At 60.7% G+C, this 16,763-nt stretch carries 16 protein-coding genes; 10 read left to right on the plus strand and 6 right to left on the minus strand.

The window, feature by feature from the left end; translation table 11 throughout:
• Positions 1-9: 9 nt before the first annotated feature.
• The 3 genes from frr to pyrH form a co-directional block, all read right to left on the minus strand.
• Positions 10-573 carry a ribosome recycling factor gene (gene frr, locus QZ653_RS07945; protein ID WP_296419261.1) on the minus strand — a complete coding sequence of 188 codons (564 nt, stop codon included), beginning with the start codon at positions 571-573 and terminating at the stop codon, positions 10-12.
• Between the two features lie 113 nt (positions 574-686).
• The gene (locus QZ653_RS07950; protein ID WP_296419263.1) at positions 687-1,520 is read right to left on the minus strand and encodes a hypothetical protein; all 834 of its coding nucleotides are present in this window, start codon (positions 1,518-1,520) and stop codon (positions 687-689) included.
• Positions 1,520-2,245, minus strand: a complete 726-nt coding sequence (gene pyrH, locus QZ653_RS07955) for a UMP kinase (RefSeq protein WP_296419265.1) — start codon at positions 2,243-2,245, stop codon at positions 1,520-1,522. Before pyrH ends, QZ653_RS07950 begins: the two co-directional genes overlap by 1 nt.
• A gap of 73 nt (positions 2,246-2,318) precedes the next feature.
• Between pyrH and miaA the strand changes: the two genes are divergently transcribed.
• From miaA to QZ653_RS07985, 6 genes are all read left to right on the plus strand, one after another.
• The gene (gene miaA / locus QZ653_RS07960; RefSeq protein ID WP_296419266.1) at positions 2,319-3,221 is read left to right on the plus strand and encodes a tRNA (adenosine(37)-N6)-dimethylallyltransferase MiaA; all 903 of its coding nucleotides are present in this window, start codon (positions 2,319-2,321) and stop codon (positions 3,219-3,221) included.
• Between the two features lie 53 nt (positions 3,222-3,274).
• Positions 3,275-4,111 carry an AraC family transcriptional regulator gene (locus QZ653_RS07965; protein ID WP_366933070.1) on the plus strand — a complete coding sequence of 279 codons (837 nt, stop codon included), beginning with the start codon at positions 3,275-3,277 and terminating at the stop codon, positions 4,109-4,111.
• Positions 4,112-4,344: 233 nt separating this feature from the next.
• Positions 4,345-6,012, plus strand: coding sequence for an ABC transporter substrate-binding protein (locus QZ653_RS07970; RefSeq protein ID WP_296419268.1), 1,668 nt, complete (start codon positions 4,345-4,347; stop codon positions 6,010-6,012).
• A gap of 110 nt (positions 6,013-6,122) precedes the next feature.
• Positions 6,123-7,169: an ABC transporter permease gene (locus QZ653_RS07975; protein ID WP_296419271.1), complete on the plus strand. Its 1,047-nt coding sequence runs from the start codon at positions 6,123-6,125 to the stop codon at positions 7,167-7,169.
• Positions 7,170-7,184: 15 nt separating this feature from the next.
• The gene (locus QZ653_RS07980; protein WP_296419272.1) at positions 7,185-8,639 is read left to right on the plus strand and encodes an ABC transporter permease; all 1,455 of its coding nucleotides are present in this window, start codon (positions 7,185-7,187) and stop codon (positions 8,637-8,639) included.
• A 4-nt stretch (positions 8,640-8,643) separates the two neighbouring features.
• Positions 8,644-10,749 (plus strand): ABC transporter ATP-binding protein, encoded by a 2,106-nt coding sequence (locus QZ653_RS07985; RefSeq protein WP_296419274.1) that lies wholly within the window; start codon positions 8,644-8,646, stop codon positions 10,747-10,749.
• A 74-nt stretch (positions 10,750-10,823) separates the two neighbouring features.
• Here QZ653_RS07985 and QZ653_RS07990 read toward each other — a convergent pair whose 3' ends face one another.
• Positions 10,824-11,411 carry a lytic transglycosylase domain-containing protein gene (locus QZ653_RS07990; RefSeq protein ID WP_296419276.1) on the minus strand — a complete coding sequence of 196 codons (588 nt, stop codon included), beginning with the start codon at positions 11,409-11,411 and terminating at the stop codon, positions 10,824-10,826.
• Between the two features lie 158 nt (positions 11,412-11,569).
• Between QZ653_RS07990 and ssb the strand changes: the two genes are divergently transcribed.
• Positions 11,570-12,094: a single-stranded DNA-binding protein gene (gene ssb / locus QZ653_RS07995; RefSeq protein ID WP_296419277.1), complete on the plus strand. Its 525-nt coding sequence runs from the start codon at positions 11,570-11,572 to the stop codon at positions 12,092-12,094.
• Between the two features lie 87 nt (positions 12,095-12,181).
• Here ssb and aroB read toward each other — a convergent pair whose 3' ends face one another.
• Positions 12,182-13,300 (minus strand): 3-dehydroquinate synthase, encoded by a 1,119-nt coding sequence (aroB, locus tag QZ653_RS08000; protein WP_296419279.1) that lies wholly within the window; start codon positions 13,298-13,300, stop codon positions 12,182-12,184.
• Positions 13,297-13,878, minus strand: coding sequence for a shikimate kinase (locus QZ653_RS08005; RefSeq protein ID WP_296419281.1), 582 nt, complete (start codon positions 13,876-13,878; stop codon positions 13,297-13,299). The genes aroB and QZ653_RS08005 overlap by 4 nt, the downstream gene beginning before the upstream one ends.
• Positions 13,879-14,055: 177 nt before the next feature.
• Between QZ653_RS08005 and QZ653_RS08010 the strand changes: the two genes are divergently transcribed.
• The 3 genes from QZ653_RS08010 to QZ653_RS08020 are packed head-to-tail and all read left to right on the plus strand — an operon-like array spanning position 14,056 to position 16,726.
• Entirely contained in the window at positions 14,056-14,211 is a 156-nt protein-coding gene (locus QZ653_RS08010; RefSeq protein WP_296419283.1) for a hypothetical protein, read from the plus strand.
• Positions 14,208-15,788 (plus strand): hypothetical protein, encoded by a 1,581-nt coding sequence (locus QZ653_RS08015; protein WP_296419285.1) that lies wholly within the window; start codon positions 14,208-14,210, stop codon positions 15,786-15,788. Before QZ653_RS08010 ends, QZ653_RS08015 begins: the two co-directional genes overlap by 4 nt.
• Positions 15,785-16,726 carry a tyrosine recombinase gene (locus tag QZ653_RS08020; RefSeq protein WP_296419287.1) on the plus strand — a complete coding sequence of 314 codons (942 nt, stop codon included), beginning with the start codon at positions 15,785-15,787 and terminating at the stop codon, positions 16,724-16,726. Before QZ653_RS08015 ends, QZ653_RS08020 begins: the two co-directional genes overlap by 4 nt.
• Positions 16,727-16,763 lie beyond the last annotated feature (37 nt).

The raw sequence follows: 16,763 nt of genomic DNA on the forward strand, positions 1-16,763 counted from the left end.
AGTGCCGGATCAAACCTGCATGATTTCTTCTTGCTTGGTCTCAAGCTGGCTGTCGACCCGTTTGATATAGTCGTTGGTCAGGTCCTGCACCTCACCCTCCCACAGCTTCTGGTCATCCTCGGACATGCCGTCGTTCTTGGCTTTCTTGATCTGGTCCATGCCGTCGCGGCGCACATTGCGGATACTGACGCGGGCGTTTTCGGCGTAGCTGCCTGCAACCTTGGTCAGCTCGCGGCGGCGCTCTTCGTTCAGTTCGGGGATCGGCAGCATGATGATGGTGCCGTTCAGCTGCGGATTGATCCCCAGCCCGCTTTCGCGGATGGCTTTTTCAACCTTGCCCACCAGTCCCTTGTCCCAGACGTTGACTGTGACCATCCGGGGTTCGGGCACGTTGACGGTGCCCACCTGATTGATCGGCGTCATCGACCCGTAGGCATCCACCATCACAGGTTCCAGCATCGACGCAGAGGCGCGGCCCGTGCGCAAGGACGCGAATTCCGTCCGCAGGTTGGCAATCGCGCCATCCATCCGGCGCTTCAAATCATCGGTATCTAGGATAAAATCGTCTGACATATTCTCTGCTCATTTGACGTGTTTGGGGTGATATACCGCTAACGGGGCGGGTTTGTATAGCGGTGGTGCGCAGAAGTTGTGCACTCCGGCGGCGCACCGCGTGACGATCGCCCCTAGGGGACGTGGCATAACGGCGGGCGCGGCACACCGCGGTCGATGTCGGTCATCCCTTCATACCAGCCGGCGGCGCGGGTGATAAAGTCGAACTCTAACCCCAACCAGGCGTTGATCCGTGGCTGGTCCAGCAGGTCCTTTTCGAAATCAAACCCCTGCATCTGCGCGATGAATTGTGTGGCCTGAAAGGTCAGGTCCTCACCACAAACTGTATGTTCACCCACGAACCGGACATACTCCGCAAAGCCATCCTCGATAAACCGGTGACTGCGGGCAATATCGTCAAACGCGGCAACCGTGCTGCACGTCTCACCGGTCATGATCTGAAATCCGAAGGGTGTCTTGAGGGGTGAAATCTCGTAAAACCGCAAATCCCCCGAAACAATTCCCGCCCCCACGAACGCGATATAGGCCTCAAATCCGGCCTTTGGATCCCCGCCCTGAAGGCTGCGGAACAGGTCGGACCCGCCGCCCAGAAAGCACCCCTCATCCACCGCTTCGGTCCCGCCAAGGCCATAGACGTTGCGAACAAAGGGCGATGCAGCGCGGATTTCGGGCGTATCCACGGTATAGGCGGCGGTGATCTGCGGCAGCCTGATCGTGCAAAGGCCGGCATCCAGAACAACGTAATCTCCGTGACGGGCCGCCTGCCCGTCGGCAAGCGCGCCTTCCGCCAGCGCCAGAATGGCATCAGAGGTGAAACCGGCGCCCCGCGCGGCATCGGCGCTTTGGGCCCCGATGGTGCAGCCGTGACCGCCCAGAAAGGCGACCAAAGGCGTTTCGGCTGCGACGGGGCTGGCCAGCACCGCACCCGCAAAGGCCGCCCAACGCATCAGTCGCGCACGGTTGTAGACGTGCCCGATCCGTCAAGAATCCCACGAAATCCGCCCTCGTCATCAAGGCTGAACACCACGATGGGCAGCGCATTCTCGCGCGCCAAAGCAATGGCAGAGGCGTCCATGACCCCAAGATGCTGCGCCAGCACCTCGTCATAGGTGATCGTTTCGTACCGGGTGGCGTCGTCGTGTTTGGCGGGATCCTTGTCGTAGACGCCATCAACCTTGGTGCCTTTGAAAATCGCCTCACAGGACATCTCGGATGCGCGCAACGTCGCGGCCGTGTCCGTCGTGAAATAGGGGTTGCCCGTGCCGGCTGCGAAAATGCAGATCCGTTTCTTTTCAAGGTGCCGGACCGCCCGTCTGCGGATATAGGGTTCGGCCACCTCGTTCATGGTGATCGCAGAAATCACCCGCGTGTGAATGTTCAGCGCCTCAAGGGCCGATTGCATCGCCAGTGCATTCATCACCGTGGCAAGCATCCCCATGTAATCTGCCGTCGTGCGCTCCATCCCCTGCGCGGACCCTTGCAACCCGCGAAAGATATTGCCGCCGCCGATAACCATGCAAATTTCAACGCCCATCTCATGGACTGTCTGCACCTCGCGGGCGATCCTCTCCACCGTTGGCGGATGCAATCCAAAGCCCTGATCCCCCATGAGCGCCTCGCCGGAAATTTTCAGCATGACCCTGTTATAAGCGGTTTTTCCGGTGCCAGACATGCGCGCCCCCTGTTGCTGCTTTCCGTTCGGGGTAAAGTGTCGCAAAAGCAGGGCACGCGCAATGGGAACCCGCATGATTGACCTGACCAAAATCGACCCCGACCGTCCTGTCCTCATTTACGGGCCGACTGCATCGGGCAAGTCCGGCGCTGCCCTCAAGATCGCGCAAACATCGGGTGGCGTGATCGTCAATGCCGACGCGCTTCAGTGCTATGCGGGCTGGCCCGTTCTGACCGCCCAGCCACCGGCCGCAGATCTGGCAGCCGCCCCGCATCGCCTTTACGGGCACCTGCCCTTTGACGCGCCCTATTCTGCGGGCGACTGGCTGCGCGACGTGACCCCCTTTCTGAAAGCGCATGCTGCAGGCGGACCGCGGCCCATCATCGTGGGTGGCACCGGTCTTTACTTTACCGCGCTGACCGAAGGACTGGCCGATATACCGCCAACGCCATCCGCCATCCGGCAGAAGGCCGATACGCTGTCCCTGACCGAACTGATCGCGGCCCTTGATCCTGCCACCGCTCAGGGAATTGATCTGCGCAACCGCGCCCGTGTCCAGCGCGCGTGGGAGGTTCAGGCCACCACAGGCCGCAGCATCCGTGACTGGCAAAATGCCACTCCGCCGCCTTTGCTGGGGCTGGATGATTGCACGCCTCTGGCGCTGTCGCCGGACCCGGATTGGCTGAACGCGCGCATTTCGGAAAGGTTTGATGTGATGATCAAGACAGGCGCGCTGGACGAAGCCCGCGCCATGCTGCCCTGTTGGGATCCGACCGCCCCCTCATCCAAAGCGATTGGTGCGGCTGAAATGATCGCTCATGTGACCGGACAGATAGATGCCGATTCGCTGAAAGAGGCCGTCATCGTGGCCACGCGGCAGTATGCCAAACGTCAGCGCACTTGGTTAAGGTCCCGCATGAAGCGGTGGCATCAGATTGCCCTACCAGATGTGGCACAGAACAGATTGTCCACATAAACCCCGTTGATTTGTTCGATTTGGACAGCAAAAATTTCACTATTCGAACCTGAGTGAAAGCTGCCCGACCCATGTTTCCAGACCCGCAGAACCGCCTTGCCCTGACCGCCATTGCGCAAAACGCAGCCCACGGCAAATGGCGCACCGAAGCCATGCGGTCCCATGAGACACCCCGTCTGATCTTTGTGGCCAAAGGACAGGGCCGGATCACCGTCGCAGGGCTGACCCGCGGTTTCGGGGCCAACAACCTGATCTTTCTGCCCCCCAAAACAATGTACGGGTTTGAATGTGGCCCGACGGTCTATGGTCAGATGCTGACGATCCCCGGTGCCATGGCGTCCGAATGGCCGGATGAGCCGCAGCACCTGCGCTTGCGCGATGTTGTGGCACAAAAGGAACTGGCCACCCATCTGGACGCGCTGGAACGCGAACTCAAATCCACCTTGCCCGGATCGCTGCGTGCCGCCCATTACCAGCTTGGCCTGCTGTCGATCTATTTCGAACGCCAGATGAACCAGCGCGATGACGACACCTTTGATGCGCGCACCGAAACAGCCTCTGCACGGCTGGTCGCGGCCTACACCGATCTGATTGAACGTCACTATCACGAGGCCAGAACAGTGTCGGATTACGCGACCATGCTGGGTGTCACGCCGACGCACCTGACGCGGTGCTGCAAAGAAACCAGCGACGCCTCGGCGCTGACCTTGCTGAATGACCGTATTCTTTTTCAGGCACGGCTGATGCTGCGCGACAGTGCGCTGCCGGTGGCCCGTGTTGCCGACCAACTGGGGTTCGGATCTGCGGCCTATTTCACCCGCAGTTTTCAGGCAAAAACCGGCCTGACACCGTCGCAATTCCGCAAAAAAGGCCCGCTCACAGCGCTTTGAAGGGTATTTCTCCCGCATTTGACGCCGCGCCGCAGCAAAGCGACCTTTCAGGTTGCATGTCGCGGACTGACCATGCGAACGTCGCAAACGTGATCTGTTTTGCCGATTGCGACCGTTGACGCTGGGCCAAAAAATCTGCCCAATGCAGATCGGACGGGTGCCACCTGCCGCAAAATCGCGGTGGGTCTGGCCACGGACCACAAAAACAAAAACGTGTATCAGGGAGAACACGCATGACAACCAAGACACTGACAGGGGCGCCGCTGCATCCAGCAGTTGACGTCTATGTGAAAGACGTCGAGGCCGGTAAACTCAGCCGCCGCGAATTCATCACACGCACAACTGCACTGGGTGTGACTGCCGCAGGCGCCTATGGCCTGATGGGCATGACCCAGCCTGCCCGCGCCGCAGGCCACGCCCAGCAGGGCGGCACCATGCGCATGCAGATGGAGGTCCGCGCGCTCAAGGATCCGCGCGCCTTTGACTGGACGCAGATGGCCTTCGTGACAGCCGGCTGGCTGGAATACCTCGTTGAATACAACTCCGACGGCTCGTTTGAGCCCATGTTGCTCGAAAGCTGGGAAGTCAACGACGACGCAACCGTCTACACACTGAACGTGCGTCAGGGCGTCAAGTGGAACAACGGCGACGATTTCACCGCCGAAGACGTGGCCCGCGTGATCACCGACTGGTGTGACAGCTCCGCCGAAGGCAACTCCATGGCCGGTCGTATGTCCGCGCTTGTGGATGCCGACAGTGGCACTGCCATCGACGGCGCGATCGAGGTCACAGGGCCCCATCAGGTGACACTGAACCTGCCCAAGTCCGACATCACACTGATCGCCGGTATGGCCGACTATCCTGCTGCCATCTACCACAGCTCCATCGACCGCGAAGACCCTGCCCGCACACCAGTCGGCACCGGTCCTTACACGATCGAAAGCAACGAGGTTGGCGTGAAGGCCGTTCTGGTCCGCAACGAAGGCCACGACTGGTGGGGCTATGAGGCGGGCAAAGGGGCCTACCTTGATCGCATCGAATACATCGACTACGGCACAGACCCCTCCGCTTGGGTTGCTGCTGCAGCCGCTGACGAAGTCGACATGACCTACGAAACCGTCGGTGACTTTGTCGAGGTCTTCGAAGGCATCGGGTTTGAGCGTTCCGAAGTGGCGTCCGCTGCGACAATCGTGATCCGTCCAAACCAGGAAGCCGAAGTTGACGGCATGAAGCCCTACGCAGACGTCCGCGTCCGCAAGGCGATCCAGATGGCCGTGGACAACGCTGTGTGTCTTGAGCTGGGCTATGCAAATCAGGGTATTCCTGCGCGCAACCAGCACGTGGGTCCGATGCACCCTGAATGGGCCGATGTGCCAAAGGTCGATCACGACCCCGAAGGCGCGATGGCCCTGCTTGAAGAAGCTGGCATGGCGGATTTCGAATTCGAAATCTTCTCCATCGACGATGACTGGCGCAAGAACACCACGGACGCCGTGGCAGCCCAGATGCGTGATGCAGGCATGAACGTGAAACGCACGATCATCCCCGGCTCCACCTTCTGGAACGACTGGACCGACTACTCCTTCTCGTCCACCAACTGGAACCACCGCCCGCTGGGCACGCAGGTTCTGGGTCTGGCCTATCGCTCCGGCGAGGCATGGAACGAGTTTGCGTATAACAACCCAGAGTTCGACGCCCTTCTGGACGAAGCCAATGCAATCGCGGACGCCGATGCGCGCTCCGAGGTGATGGCCCAGATCCAGCAGATCCTGACGGACGACGCTGTGACGATCCAGCCTTACTGGCGCACGGTCTACCGTCACGCCAAGCCGGGCTTTGTGGGCTGGGATATGCACATCGCGTACCTGCCGCAGATCTACAAGATCGGCATCGCAGCCTAAGCTGTGACACATCAAGGGGCCGTCCGGATCACCGGGCGGCCTTTTTTCGCGAACGACGAAGAACCGGTGCGGACCGAACCGCACGATCCAGCCAACCGACAGGGGTCTTTATGGGACTGTTTATTCTACGCCGCCTTGGGGTGATGATCCTCACGGCGCTTTGCCTGACCTTTATCGTGTTCTGGCTGACGAACCTTTATCCGAACCTTGAAAAGCTTGCCAAAACCCAAGGCAACTTCCGGATGTCGGACGAACAGGTAGAGACCTATCTGGGCAATCGCGGCTATACACAGGCCCTGCCCGTTAAATACGGCCAATGGCTGGGTGTGCTTCCCGGCTACGTTATCGAAGGGACCGACGGCGAAACCCGTGCGCGCTGCGCGGCCGGTCGCGCCCCCACCGAAGACACCGCCACCTTCTGCGGCATCCTGCAAGGCGAATGGGGCCAGTCCACTGTCTTCAAGGATGAGGTCGGCAGCATTGTCAGCACCCGTCTGGGCCTCACCGGCAAGCTGATGTTCTGGGTGATGATGGTGATGGTGCCCGGCGCGCTGATCATCGGCGTTCTGGCGGGGATGCGCGAAGGGTCGCGCACCGACCGTAGCCTGTCGACCGTGTCCATCGTGTCCACCGCGACGCCTGAATATGTCTCGGGCGTCATCTTGATCGCCGTTTTCGCCACGCCTCTCTTCGGGATGCAATATTTCAAAGGCACGGCCACATCGGCCATGGATGATGCCAACTTCAACAACTTCTTTTTGCCGGTCATCACCATCGCGCTTTACGGCATGGGCTACATCGCCCGCATGACCCGCGCGTCGATGACCGAGGTCATGACCGCACAATACATCCGCACCGCCCGTCTCAAGGGCGTGTCGTTCCCCAACATCGTGATGAAACACGCCCTGCGCAACGCATTGATCGCCCCCTTTACGGTGATCATGTTGCAGTTCCCGTGGCTTCTGAACGGCGTTGTGATTGTCGAGACATTGTTCAACTACAAAGGCTTCGGCTGGACGCTGGTGCAGGCCGCGTCCAACAACGACATCGAACTTTTGCTGGGCGTCTCCGTGGTGTCGGTCTTCGTGGTCCTTGTGACCCAGCTGATCTCGGACATCGGCTACGTCTTCCTCAACCCACGCATTCGCATCTCGTAAGAAGGAGCCAGCACCATGGACACACTCACCTGGACCGGCTCCCTCGGGAGCATCCTCGTCCCCGCCATCACCATCACCGCCGCCGTCTTTGTGGCTGCCGTGATCGTACAACTGATCATGGGCGTCTTTGCCGCCGACGTGAAACTGCAGGCCAACCCCGATGGCACGCTTCAGGGGCGCGGCGGTCTGCTGGGCCGTCTGGAAACCTACACCGGCTGGCTGTTCATGTTGCTGGTGGGTCTGATTGCCGCCTTCATCGTGCTGGCATGGTTTATGCCCTATGGTGAGGCCGGCATCCTTGGCGAAATCTCGCGCCGGTTCCTGCCCACGTGGATTGCTCTTATTGTGACGTTTATTGTGTCCATCACCTTCAAACGGAAACTGGGGCTTTACGGAAAACTCTTCGATTCAACCATCGGCATGATCGGTTTTGCGCTGGTGATGTTCTGGGTGTTCACGTCGATCTTTGTTGGCATGTTCGACATGATCGGCACCCATGATCCGTTGCAGCAAATCTCGGGCCTGAAGAATAAATTGCCCGGTGTGGCTGTCCCCGAGGGTCAGGACGAAGGCTTTTACCCCCACTACCTGCTGGGTGGGGACAACCTTGCGCGCGATATCTTTACGCGCATGGTTCATGGGTCCGTCATCGTGATGATCATCGCCCCGCTGGCCACGATCTTTGCCTTTATGGTGGGCATCACGCTGGGCCTGCCTGCAGGATATTACGGCGGGAAGCTGGATACGGTGCTGTCTTTCCTTGCCAACCTGATCCTCGCCTTCCCTGTGATCTTGCTGTTCTACCTTCTGGTCACGCCGGAAATCGTGGCAACAGGCCTGCCCAACTTCCTCGCGGCGTTCCTGTTCGTCTTCCCGCTGGTCTTCTTTGGCGTGCTGATCAACAGCCGCTACAAGACCCAAGGCAGCAAAAACACGCTTTATCTGGCGGTGGTGCTGATCCCGCTTGCGGTCCTCTACCTCAGCGTGATTTCGGAGGCGAATTCGCCGCTGAACATCTGGCCTAACGCGCTGGACCTCATCACCATTCCGGGCGGAATTCTGGTGGTGTTCGTGTCGGTGGTTTTCGTGAACTCCCCCACCGTGTTCCGCATCGTGCGCGGGCTGGCGCTGGACATCAAAACCCGCGACTACGTGGCCGCAGCCCAGACCCGTGGCGAAGGCCCGTGGTATATCATGTTGTGGGAAATCCTTCCCAACGCCCGTGGACCGCTGATCGTCGATTTCTGTCTGCGCATCGGCTACACCACGATCCTGCTGGGCACCTTGGGCTTCTTCGGTCTGGGCCTGCCCCCTGAAAGCCCCGACTGGGGCAGCACCATCAACGAAGGCCGCAAGTTGTTGTTGATCTACGTCCACCCCGCCCTGCCACCGGCCATCGCCCTGTTGTCGCTGGTGCTGGGTCTGAACCTGTTGGCCGATGGCCTGCGTGAAGAAAGCCTGAAGGATTAATCTTATGGACTATGATCTGCGCAATGACGCCTACGACGGCCCGATCCTTGAGATCGACAAACTGTCTATCAGCTTCTTCACCCGGCTGCGCGAAATCCCGGCCGTGATGGATTTCTCAGCCAAGATCATGCCCGGTGAGGCGCTGGGCATTGTGGGCGAATCCGGCTGCGGCAAATCCACTGTGGCGCTGGGCGTCATGCAGGATCTGGGCGTAAACGGGCGCATCGTCGGCGGGTCGATCAAGTTCAAGGGCCGCGATCTAAACACCATGACGCAAGAGGAATTGCGCGACATCCGTGGCTCCCAGATCGCCATGATCTATCAGGAACCCATGGCGTCCCTGAACCCCGCCATGCGTATCGGCAAGCAACTGATGGAAGTGCCGATGATCCACGAAGGGGTCTCGGAGAAAGACGCCTACGACCGCGCGCTTGAGGTGGTGACCGACGTCAAACTGCCGGACCCCGCACGCATCCTGAACTCCTTCCCCCATCAGCTGTCCGGTGGCCAGCAACAGCGCATCGTGATTGCCATGGCGCTGATGTCCAAACCGTCGCTACTGATCCTTGATGAACCGACAACCGCGCTCGACGTGACGGTTGAGGCGGCTGTGGTCGATCTGGTCAAGGACCTGGGCAAGAAATACGGCACGTCCATGCTGTTTATCTCTCACAACCTTGGCCTTGTGCTGGAAACCTGCGACCGCATCTGCGTGATGTATTCCGGTGAGGCGGTGGAACGCGGCTCTATCGAAGACGTCTTCGACGAAATGCAGCACCCCTACACCCAAGCCCTGTTCCGGTCGATCCCGCTGCCCGGTGCGGATAAAAACGCGCGGCCCCTGGTGGCGATCCCCGGCAACTTCCCCCTGCCCCACGAACGCCCCTCGGGCTGCAATTTCGGCCCCCGATGTGACTATTTCGAGGCCGGGCGCTGTGACGTCGGCAACATCGCCATGCGTCCGATTCCGGGCAATGACCGTCACGAATCCCGCTGTCTGCGGTTCGAGGAAATCGACTGGAACGCCCCCATCGACGTGGGCCCCCAGACCGCCAAGCCCGAACCGGGCCGTGTGGTTCTGAAAATGGACAACCTGAAAAAGTATTACGAGGTCGCGGCCTCGGCCCTGTTCGGGGGCAAGAACAAGAAGGTCGTCAAAGCCAACGAGACCCTGAGTTTTGAGGCGCGTGAGGCTGAAACCCTCGCCATTGTCGGCGAATCCGGCTGCGGCAAGTCCACCTTTGCAAAGGTCCTGATGGGGTTGGAAACGGCGACGGACGGGCAAATCCTTCTGGACAACCAGAACATCGAAAGCACCCCGATTGAGGCCCGTGACACCAAGACCGTGGCCGATGTGCAGATGGTGTTCCAGAACCCGTTTGACACCCTCAACCCGTCCATGACCGTGGGCCGCCAGATCATCCGCGCGTTGGAGATTTTCAAGATCGGCAACACCGACGACGACCGTCGCAACCGGATGTTGGAACTGCTTGATCTGGTCAAACTGCCCCGCGCCTTTGCAGACCGCATGCCGCGCCAGCTGTCAGGCGGGCAAAAGCAGCGTGTGGGCATTGCCCGCGCCTTTGCCGGTGGTGCGCGGATTGTGGTGGCGGATGAACCTGTGTCTGCTTTGGACGTGTCGGTACAGGCCGCTGTGACGGACCTGTTGATGGAAATTCAGCGCAATGAGAAGACGACGCTCCTGTTCATCTCCCATGACTTGAGCATCGTGCGCTATCTGTCTGATCGCGTTATGGTTATGTATCTGGGCCATGTGGTGGAACTGGGCACGACCGAACAGGTGTTCTCACCGCCCTACCACCCCTACACCGAGGCGCTTTTGTCCGCCGTGCCGATCGCTGACACCTCGGTCAAGAAAAAGCACATCGTGCTGGACGGCGACATTCCATCGGCCATGAATCCGCCGTCGGGCTGTCCGTTCCAGACCCGTTGCCATTGGAAAGACCGCGCTGGAAAATCGCTCTGCGAAACGCAAGTGCCGCCCATGCGCATCCTTGATGGCGGCCATCAGGTCAAATGCCATCTGAGCGACGAAGACCTTGCCAATATGGAACCCGTGATTGAAATGCCCGCCACTGCGGCAGAGTAATTCACTAACCTTATCAACACCAAAGGCGTCACAGTTCATGTGACGCCTTTTCATTTTCACCCATATGTCGGGGGTTACGACCCCCAGATCACCCGCACATAATTCCGCGTCTCGCGGTAGGGTGGCACGCCGCCATGTTGCTGCACCGCACCGGGGCCCGCGTTGTAGGCCGCGAGGGCCAGACGCCATGACCCGAAGGTGTCGTATTGTTCACGCAAGTACCGCGCACCGCCTTCAAGGTTCTGCTGTGGATCATGCGGATTGACCCGCAGATATTGGGCGGTGGTCGGCATCAGCTGTGCCAGACCAAGCGCCCCTGCGTGTGACACCGCATTGGGGTTCCACGCGCTTTCCTGCTGCACCAGACGTAAGAAAAGATCCTCCGGCACATTGTTGCGACGGGCGGCGGATTTCGCCATCTCGAGGAAGCGGCCCCGATAATTGCCGTTGTAGGCGGGGCCGGTATTGGCTGCTGCCGGGATCTCGACACGCGGCGGCTGAAGACGCACGGAATTGGCGTATTGCGATGCCGCACGCCCATCCAGAACCGAGGTTTGTGATTGAAAAAGGGACGTGCGGTTGCGGGTCGAAAACGTGTCCGCCACGACCGGCACCGATGTTGCAACCGTCGCCGCCGCTGCAAGTATCCATATCAAACGCATCACATACCCCTCATCTGCGCCGAAGATAGTCTGGCACGCGGTATGTTTCCACACAATTTGATAAAACTCCAACGCATGTCCCCCCGCTAGGGTTCCCTTAACCCATTTCTGATGGTGTAACGGTGTGCAACGAAAACAGATTCGAAGGGGGCGCCAGAATGGCCGGATCACTTAACAAAGTCATGATTATCGGCAACCTTGGCCGTGATCCCGAGGTCCGCAGCTTTCAGAACGGCGGCAAGGTGTGCAACCTGCGGATTGCCACGTCAGAGACGTGGAAAGACAAGAACACCGGTGAGCGTCGTGAGAAAACCGAATGGCATTCGGTGGCGATCTTTCAGGAAGGTCTGGTGCGCGTGGCCGAACAATATCTGCGCAAAGGCTCCAAGGTTTATATCGAAGGCAAACTGCAAACCCGCAAATGGCAGGACCAGTCCGGTCAGGACCGTTATTCCACCGAAGTTGTGCTGCAAGGCTATGACGGCGTGATGACCATGCTGGATGGTCGTGATGGCGGCGGCGGTGGCGGCATGGGCGGCGGTGGCGGTGGCGGCTATGTCTCCGACCAATCGGGCGGCGGCTACGGCGGCGGCAACCAGGGCGGGGGCTACGATCAGGGCGGCGGCTATGGCGGCGGCTCAGGTGGTGGTGGCGGCGATATGGACGACGAAATCCCGTTCTAAAGACCCCTCAAACGACATAAGGCCCGCAGATCGCTGCGGGCCTTTTTTGTTTTCCAGCATGGCAAATACCGCTAAAATTCCGGAATTTTAGCGCATCGCCAAAGCGTCGTTCAGAACATCCAAAACCAGATCGGCAGGCACATCGGCGGTCACAAAGGCCTCCCCGATGCCACGGGCCAAAATGAACCGCAGTTGTCCATCCACGACCTTTTTGTCCTGCCCCATCAAAGCCAAAAGCGCCTTTGCATCGGGCAAATCGCCGGGAATGTCCGCCAGATCGGTCTTCATGCCCATGGCCGTCAGATGCGCGCGCACGCGGCTTGGGGCTTCTTGCGCGCAAAGGCCCAGACGGGATGAAACCTCAAACGCCAAGGCGCAACCGATGGCCACACCTTCCCCGTGCAACAGCCGGTCGGAATATCCCGTGGCGGCCTCAAGCGCGTGACAAAAGGTATGGCCAAGGTTCAACAGGGCGCGGTCTCCCTGTTCCGTCTCATCGCGTTCCACGATGTCGGCCTTCATCTGCACCGACCGTGTGACGGCCCAGACCCGCGCCGCCATATCGGCACCATCCCCTTTCAGGCCCGGCCCTGCCTCTTCAAGCCAGTCAAAGAAATCCTCATCCCCGAGCAGCCCGTATTTGACGACCTCACCATAGCCCGACAGAAAATCCCGCTCCGTCAGGGTCCCCAAAAGCGCCGTATCCGCCAGCACAAGCGTCGGTTGATGAAAAGCCCCGATCAGGTTCTTGCCGGAGGGTGAATTGATCCCCGTCTTGCCCCCGACGGAACTGTCCACCTGCGCCAGAAGCGACGTAGGGATTTGCACAAACCGCACCCCGCGCCGTACCGTGGCGGCAGCAAAGCCCACCAGATCGCCGATGACCCCGCCGCCAAAGGCCACAACGATATCGCCGCGTTCCACCTTTTGGGCCAGCAACCATTCCACCGTTTGTTCAAGATAGGGCCAGCTTTTGGTGCCTTCGCCCGCAGGCAGCACCAGCGCCTCGGACGCGATGCCTGTGTCCTCCAGCCCCTTTTGCAGATCGGCCAGATGCAGCTTTGCGACATTTTCCTCAGTGACGATGGACACTTTGGGACGGCGCAAAAAGGGCGTCATGCGCGGGCCGGCCTCGGCCAGAAGGCCCGGACCGATGACCACATCATAGGCCCGTCCGGGCAGGTTCACATGGACGGTTTCAATCATGTCAGGCGCTCCAGCACGTCGGGGCGGGTCAACAGGACGGACAAAACCTCGTCCGTCATCCGCTCAATGGAAAAATCGGGGTCCGCCTTGGCACGCAGATCGGCCATGGCATAGATCGGGGCGCGGGCCTCGAACAGCTCCACCAGGGTCGCACGCGGATCGGGCGTGCGCAGCAACGGTCGCGTGTCCTTGTGTTTGACCCTGTCCCACAACAAATCCACATCCGCATCCAGCAAGACCGCGACACCGTGGGCGGAAATCTCCGCCCGGTTCCGGTCCGCCAGATAGGCCCCGCCTCCGGTAGACAACACGCAAGGGTCCGATTGCAGCAGCCGCGCGATCACCTCGGCCTCGCGGTCGCGAAAGAACGGCTCACCCGAACGGTCAAACACTTCGGCGATGGTGGCGTTGGCCGCCTTTTCAATCTCTTCGTCGGAATCAAGGTAATCGACCCCCAAGCGCGCCGCCAAAGCCCGCCCGATGGCCGTCTTGCCGGACCCCATCATGCCCACCAGCACAACCGTTCTGTGCAATTTATATGCAGGGGCGGTCGCAATATCGCCGTTTGTGTTGTCCATATGCCGGCCTCCCCCCTTATTTGCTTGGGCTTTTACGCCCTGCATCGGCTGTGTGCCGCCAATCGGGAAAAAATCCCCAACGGGTGGCGTGATCTTGCCTGCAAGGACATATATAACCATTGTCAAAGCGGCAACTGAGGCCGCACAAAGTGGGGCAGAAAAGATGGGGCGACAACCATGTGGCGGCTGATCAAGTTTTTATTCGTCTTGTGCGTGCTGGCTGCCATTGCTTTCGTGGGCTACGCCTATCTGGGGCCGGTGTTTACGCCCACGGATTTCGCGCCGCCCGTCCAGCAGGTGACGCAGCCTGTGACGCTGGGCGCGGATGGATGACAGTGCGCGGCGCGGCATGTCTGGTGGGGTTTGTGACCCTCGCGTCTGCGCCTTTCGCACAAGAGGCCCCTCTGTCGGCCATCGACTGGCTGTCCGAAAGTGTTGAACAACCCGATACCATCGCCGTCGCCCCGCAAACCGATCCCGCAGCGCAGGGCAATCCGGGCAGTGTGGCGACCCGAACACCGCCCGCCGATGAAGCCCCCGTCACCAACAGCGCCATAACCCCGGACGTGACCGTGCAGACCCTTGGCGGCCCTGCGCCGAAAACCCTCGGCCTGCTGCCGCCCGAAACCACCGGCCTGCCCGCAAACCTCTGGTCCGGCAGCGATGTGGCCACGTTGTCGACCCTGCTGATGGCCGAACAGATCGACACCCTGCCCGCCTTGCAGGACCTGATCATTACCCTTTCGATCGCTCAGGCCGATCCGGCGCTGGATGATCCCAGCAATTCGGCCTTTTTGCTCGCAAGGGTCGACAAGCTGCTGGCCTTTGGGGCGATGGAACCCGCGCAGGCCTTGCTTGAAGACGCGAATACACAAAATCCGCAGGTGTTCCGGCGTCTCTTTGATGTGTCATTGCTGACTGGCACGGAAAACGCGGTCTGCCGGATGTTGAAATCCGCCCCTGATGTGGCCCCGACGGCCGCTGCGCGCATCTTCTGTCTGGCGCGGTCGGGGGACTGGTCGGCGGCGGCCCTGACGTTGAACACCGGTCAGGCATTGGGTGATATCGACGGCGACACCGCGGCATTGTTGTCGCGCTTTCTGGATTCTGAACTGTTTGAGGGTGAGGGCGATCTGACCCCGCCCGATCCCGTAACCCCCCTGACCTTCCGCATGTTCGAGGCGATTGGGGAGCCGTTGACCACCCGCAACCTGCCCCGCGCCTTCAGCCATGCGGACCTGCGGTCCAATGTGGGCTGGAAAGCCCAGCTTGAGGCCGCCGAACGGCTGGCCCGCAGCGGGGCGATCTCTCCCAATGCGTTGGTCGGGCTGTATTCCGATCGTGTCCCGTCGGCCTCGGGCGGCGCGTTCGAAAGGGCCAAGGCCGTCATCGCACTCGACAGCGCGTTGGACGCGGCGGACCCTGCGGCCACAGCAGAGGCGATTGAAACCCTCTGGAACGAGGCGGCGTCTTTGGGCATCGTCACCGCCCTTGCCCAACATTTCGCGCCGCGCCTGATCGAAGCCAGGGTCGATCCGTCCGCCCACGGCACCCTGTTCAAACTTCTGTTGCTGTCCGATCTGTATGAAACCGCCGCACTCGATCCCGATCTGGCCAAGACCGACCCGTTCCTCGCGGCCCTTGCCACGGGCGATCCGGCGGATGCGCTGGCCCTGCGTCCGGCCTACCCCGTTTTGCAGGAAGCCTTCCGCGCCGGGGCCGACAGCACCCTCACCGAAATGGCCTCCGCCGGACAACTGGGCGAGGCGATCCTGCGCACCATCGCCACCGTCCAACAGGGCCTTGACGGGGACCGCATCGCCCTGCGCGAAGGCATTGCAACCCTGCGGGCGCTCGGGCTGGAAGACGTGGCACGTCGCACCGCCCTGCAATACGCAATCCTGCCATGACCGCCGCAGACCGCCCCAACGAACACTGGATACAGGCCTTTCTTGAAGCACAGGCCGCCGAGCTTGACGCGGCCACCAACACGCAACTGGCCTACGCCCGCGACCTGAAGGATTTTTCGGACTGGCTGTCCCATAAGGCGCATTTTGCGACGGCCGAAAAATCCCATGTGGAACGGTATCTGATTTATTGCGACGCGCACGGTCTGTCCAAGGCCACCCGCGCGCGGCGGCTGTCAGCCATCAAACAGCTGTACCGTTTTGCCTTCGAAGAAGGCTGGCGCGACGACAACCCCGCCTTGCAAATTGCCGGTCCCGGTCGCGACAAACGTCTGCCCAAGACGCTGACCCACGCAGAGGTCGACACCCTGCTTGAGGCCGCCCGCGCCGCGCCCCGTGACCGCGACCGGATCACCTGTCTGATGGAACTTCTGTATGCCACGGGTATGCGGGTGACCGAACTGGTGTCCCTGCCCGTTTCTGCCGCCCGTGGTGATCCGCGCATGTTGCTGGTCCGCGGCAAGGGCGGCAAGGAACGGCTCGTGCCGCTGTCCCCCCCCGCGCGCGAGGCGCTGGCCCACTGGCTTGTGACCCGCGACGCAATCGAGGATGCAGCCCATGTGCGTGGTGTGCCCCGATCGCGGTTCCTGTTTCCGTCCCGTGGCAAACTGGGACACATCACGCGACAAAGCTTTTTCAACCAGATCAAACAACTGGCCATCGCTGGCGGTGTGGACCCCCGCAAAGTCACCCCCCACACCCTGCGCCACGCCTTTGCCACCCATCTTCTGGCGGGCGGGGCCGATCTTCGGTCTATCCAGACACTGCTGGGCCACGCGGATGTGGCCACCACGGAAATCTACACCCACGTTCTTGATGAACGGCTCAAGGAACTGGTGCTGGACCACCATCCGCTGGCGAAAGACACGGGCAAGTCTTGAACGTCGCAGCCGCCCGCCCCATAACAATCCAATCATG

It is taken from the genome of Pseudooctadecabacter sp. (assembly GCF_020627745.1).
Taxonomy (GTDB): domain Bacteria; phylum Pseudomonadota; class Alphaproteobacteria; order Rhodobacterales; family Rhodobacteraceae; genus Octadecabacter.

Bases quoted from the DNA above. Each gene is read 5' to 3' on its own strand.
- frr (WP_296419261.1), bottom strand. From the start codon at position 573: ATGTCAGACGATTTTATCCTAGATACCGATGATTTGAAGCGCCGGATG.
- QZ653_RS07950 (WP_296419263.1), bottom strand. From the start codon at position 1,520: ATGCGTTGGGCGGCCTTTGCGGGTGCGGTGCTGGCCAGCCCCGTCGCA.
- pyrH (WP_296419265.1), bottom strand. From the start codon at position 2,245: ATGTCTGGCACCGGAAAAACCGCTTATAACAGGGTCATGCTGAAAATT.
- miaA (WP_296419266.1), top strand. From the start codon at position 2,319: ATGATTGACCTGACCAAAATCGACCCCGACCGTCCTGTCCTCATTTAC.
- QZ653_RS07970 (WP_296419268.1), top strand. From the start codon at position 4,345: ATGACAACCAAGACACTGACAGGGGCGCCGCTGCATCCAGCAGTTGAC.
- QZ653_RS07975 (WP_296419271.1), top strand. From the start codon at position 6,123: ATGGGACTGTTTATTCTACGCCGCCTTGGGGTGATGATCCTCACGGCG.
- QZ653_RS07980 (WP_296419272.1), top strand. From the start codon at position 7,185: ATGGACACACTCACCTGGACCGGCTCCCTCGGGAGCATCCTCGTCCCC.
- QZ653_RS07985 (WP_296419274.1), top strand. From the start codon at position 8,644: ATGGACTATGATCTGCGCAATGACGCCTACGACGGCCCGATCCTTGAG.
- QZ653_RS07990 (WP_296419276.1), bottom strand. From the start codon at position 11,411: ATGCGTTTGATATGGATACTTGCAGCGGCGGCGACGGTTGCAACATCG.
- ssb (WP_296419277.1), top strand. From the start codon at position 11,570: ATGGCCGGATCACTTAACAAAGTCATGATTATCGGCAACCTTGGCCGT.
- aroB (WP_296419279.1), bottom strand. From the start codon at position 13,300: ATGATTGAAACCGTCCATGTGAACCTGCCCGGACGGGCCTATGATGTG.
- QZ653_RS08005 (WP_296419281.1), bottom strand. From the start codon at position 13,878: ATGGACAACACAAACGGCGATATTGCGACCGCCCCTGCATATAAATTG.
- QZ653_RS08010 (WP_296419283.1), top strand. From the start codon at position 14,056: ATGTGGCGGCTGATCAAGTTTTTATTCGTCTTGTGCGTGCTGGCTGCC.
- QZ653_RS08015 (WP_296419285.1), top strand. From the start codon at position 14,208: ATGACAGTGCGCGGCGCGGCATGTCTGGTGGGGTTTGTGACCCTCGCG.
- QZ653_RS08020 (WP_296419287.1), top strand. From the start codon at position 15,785: ATGACCGCCGCAGACCGCCCCAACGAACACTGGATACAGGCCTTTCTT.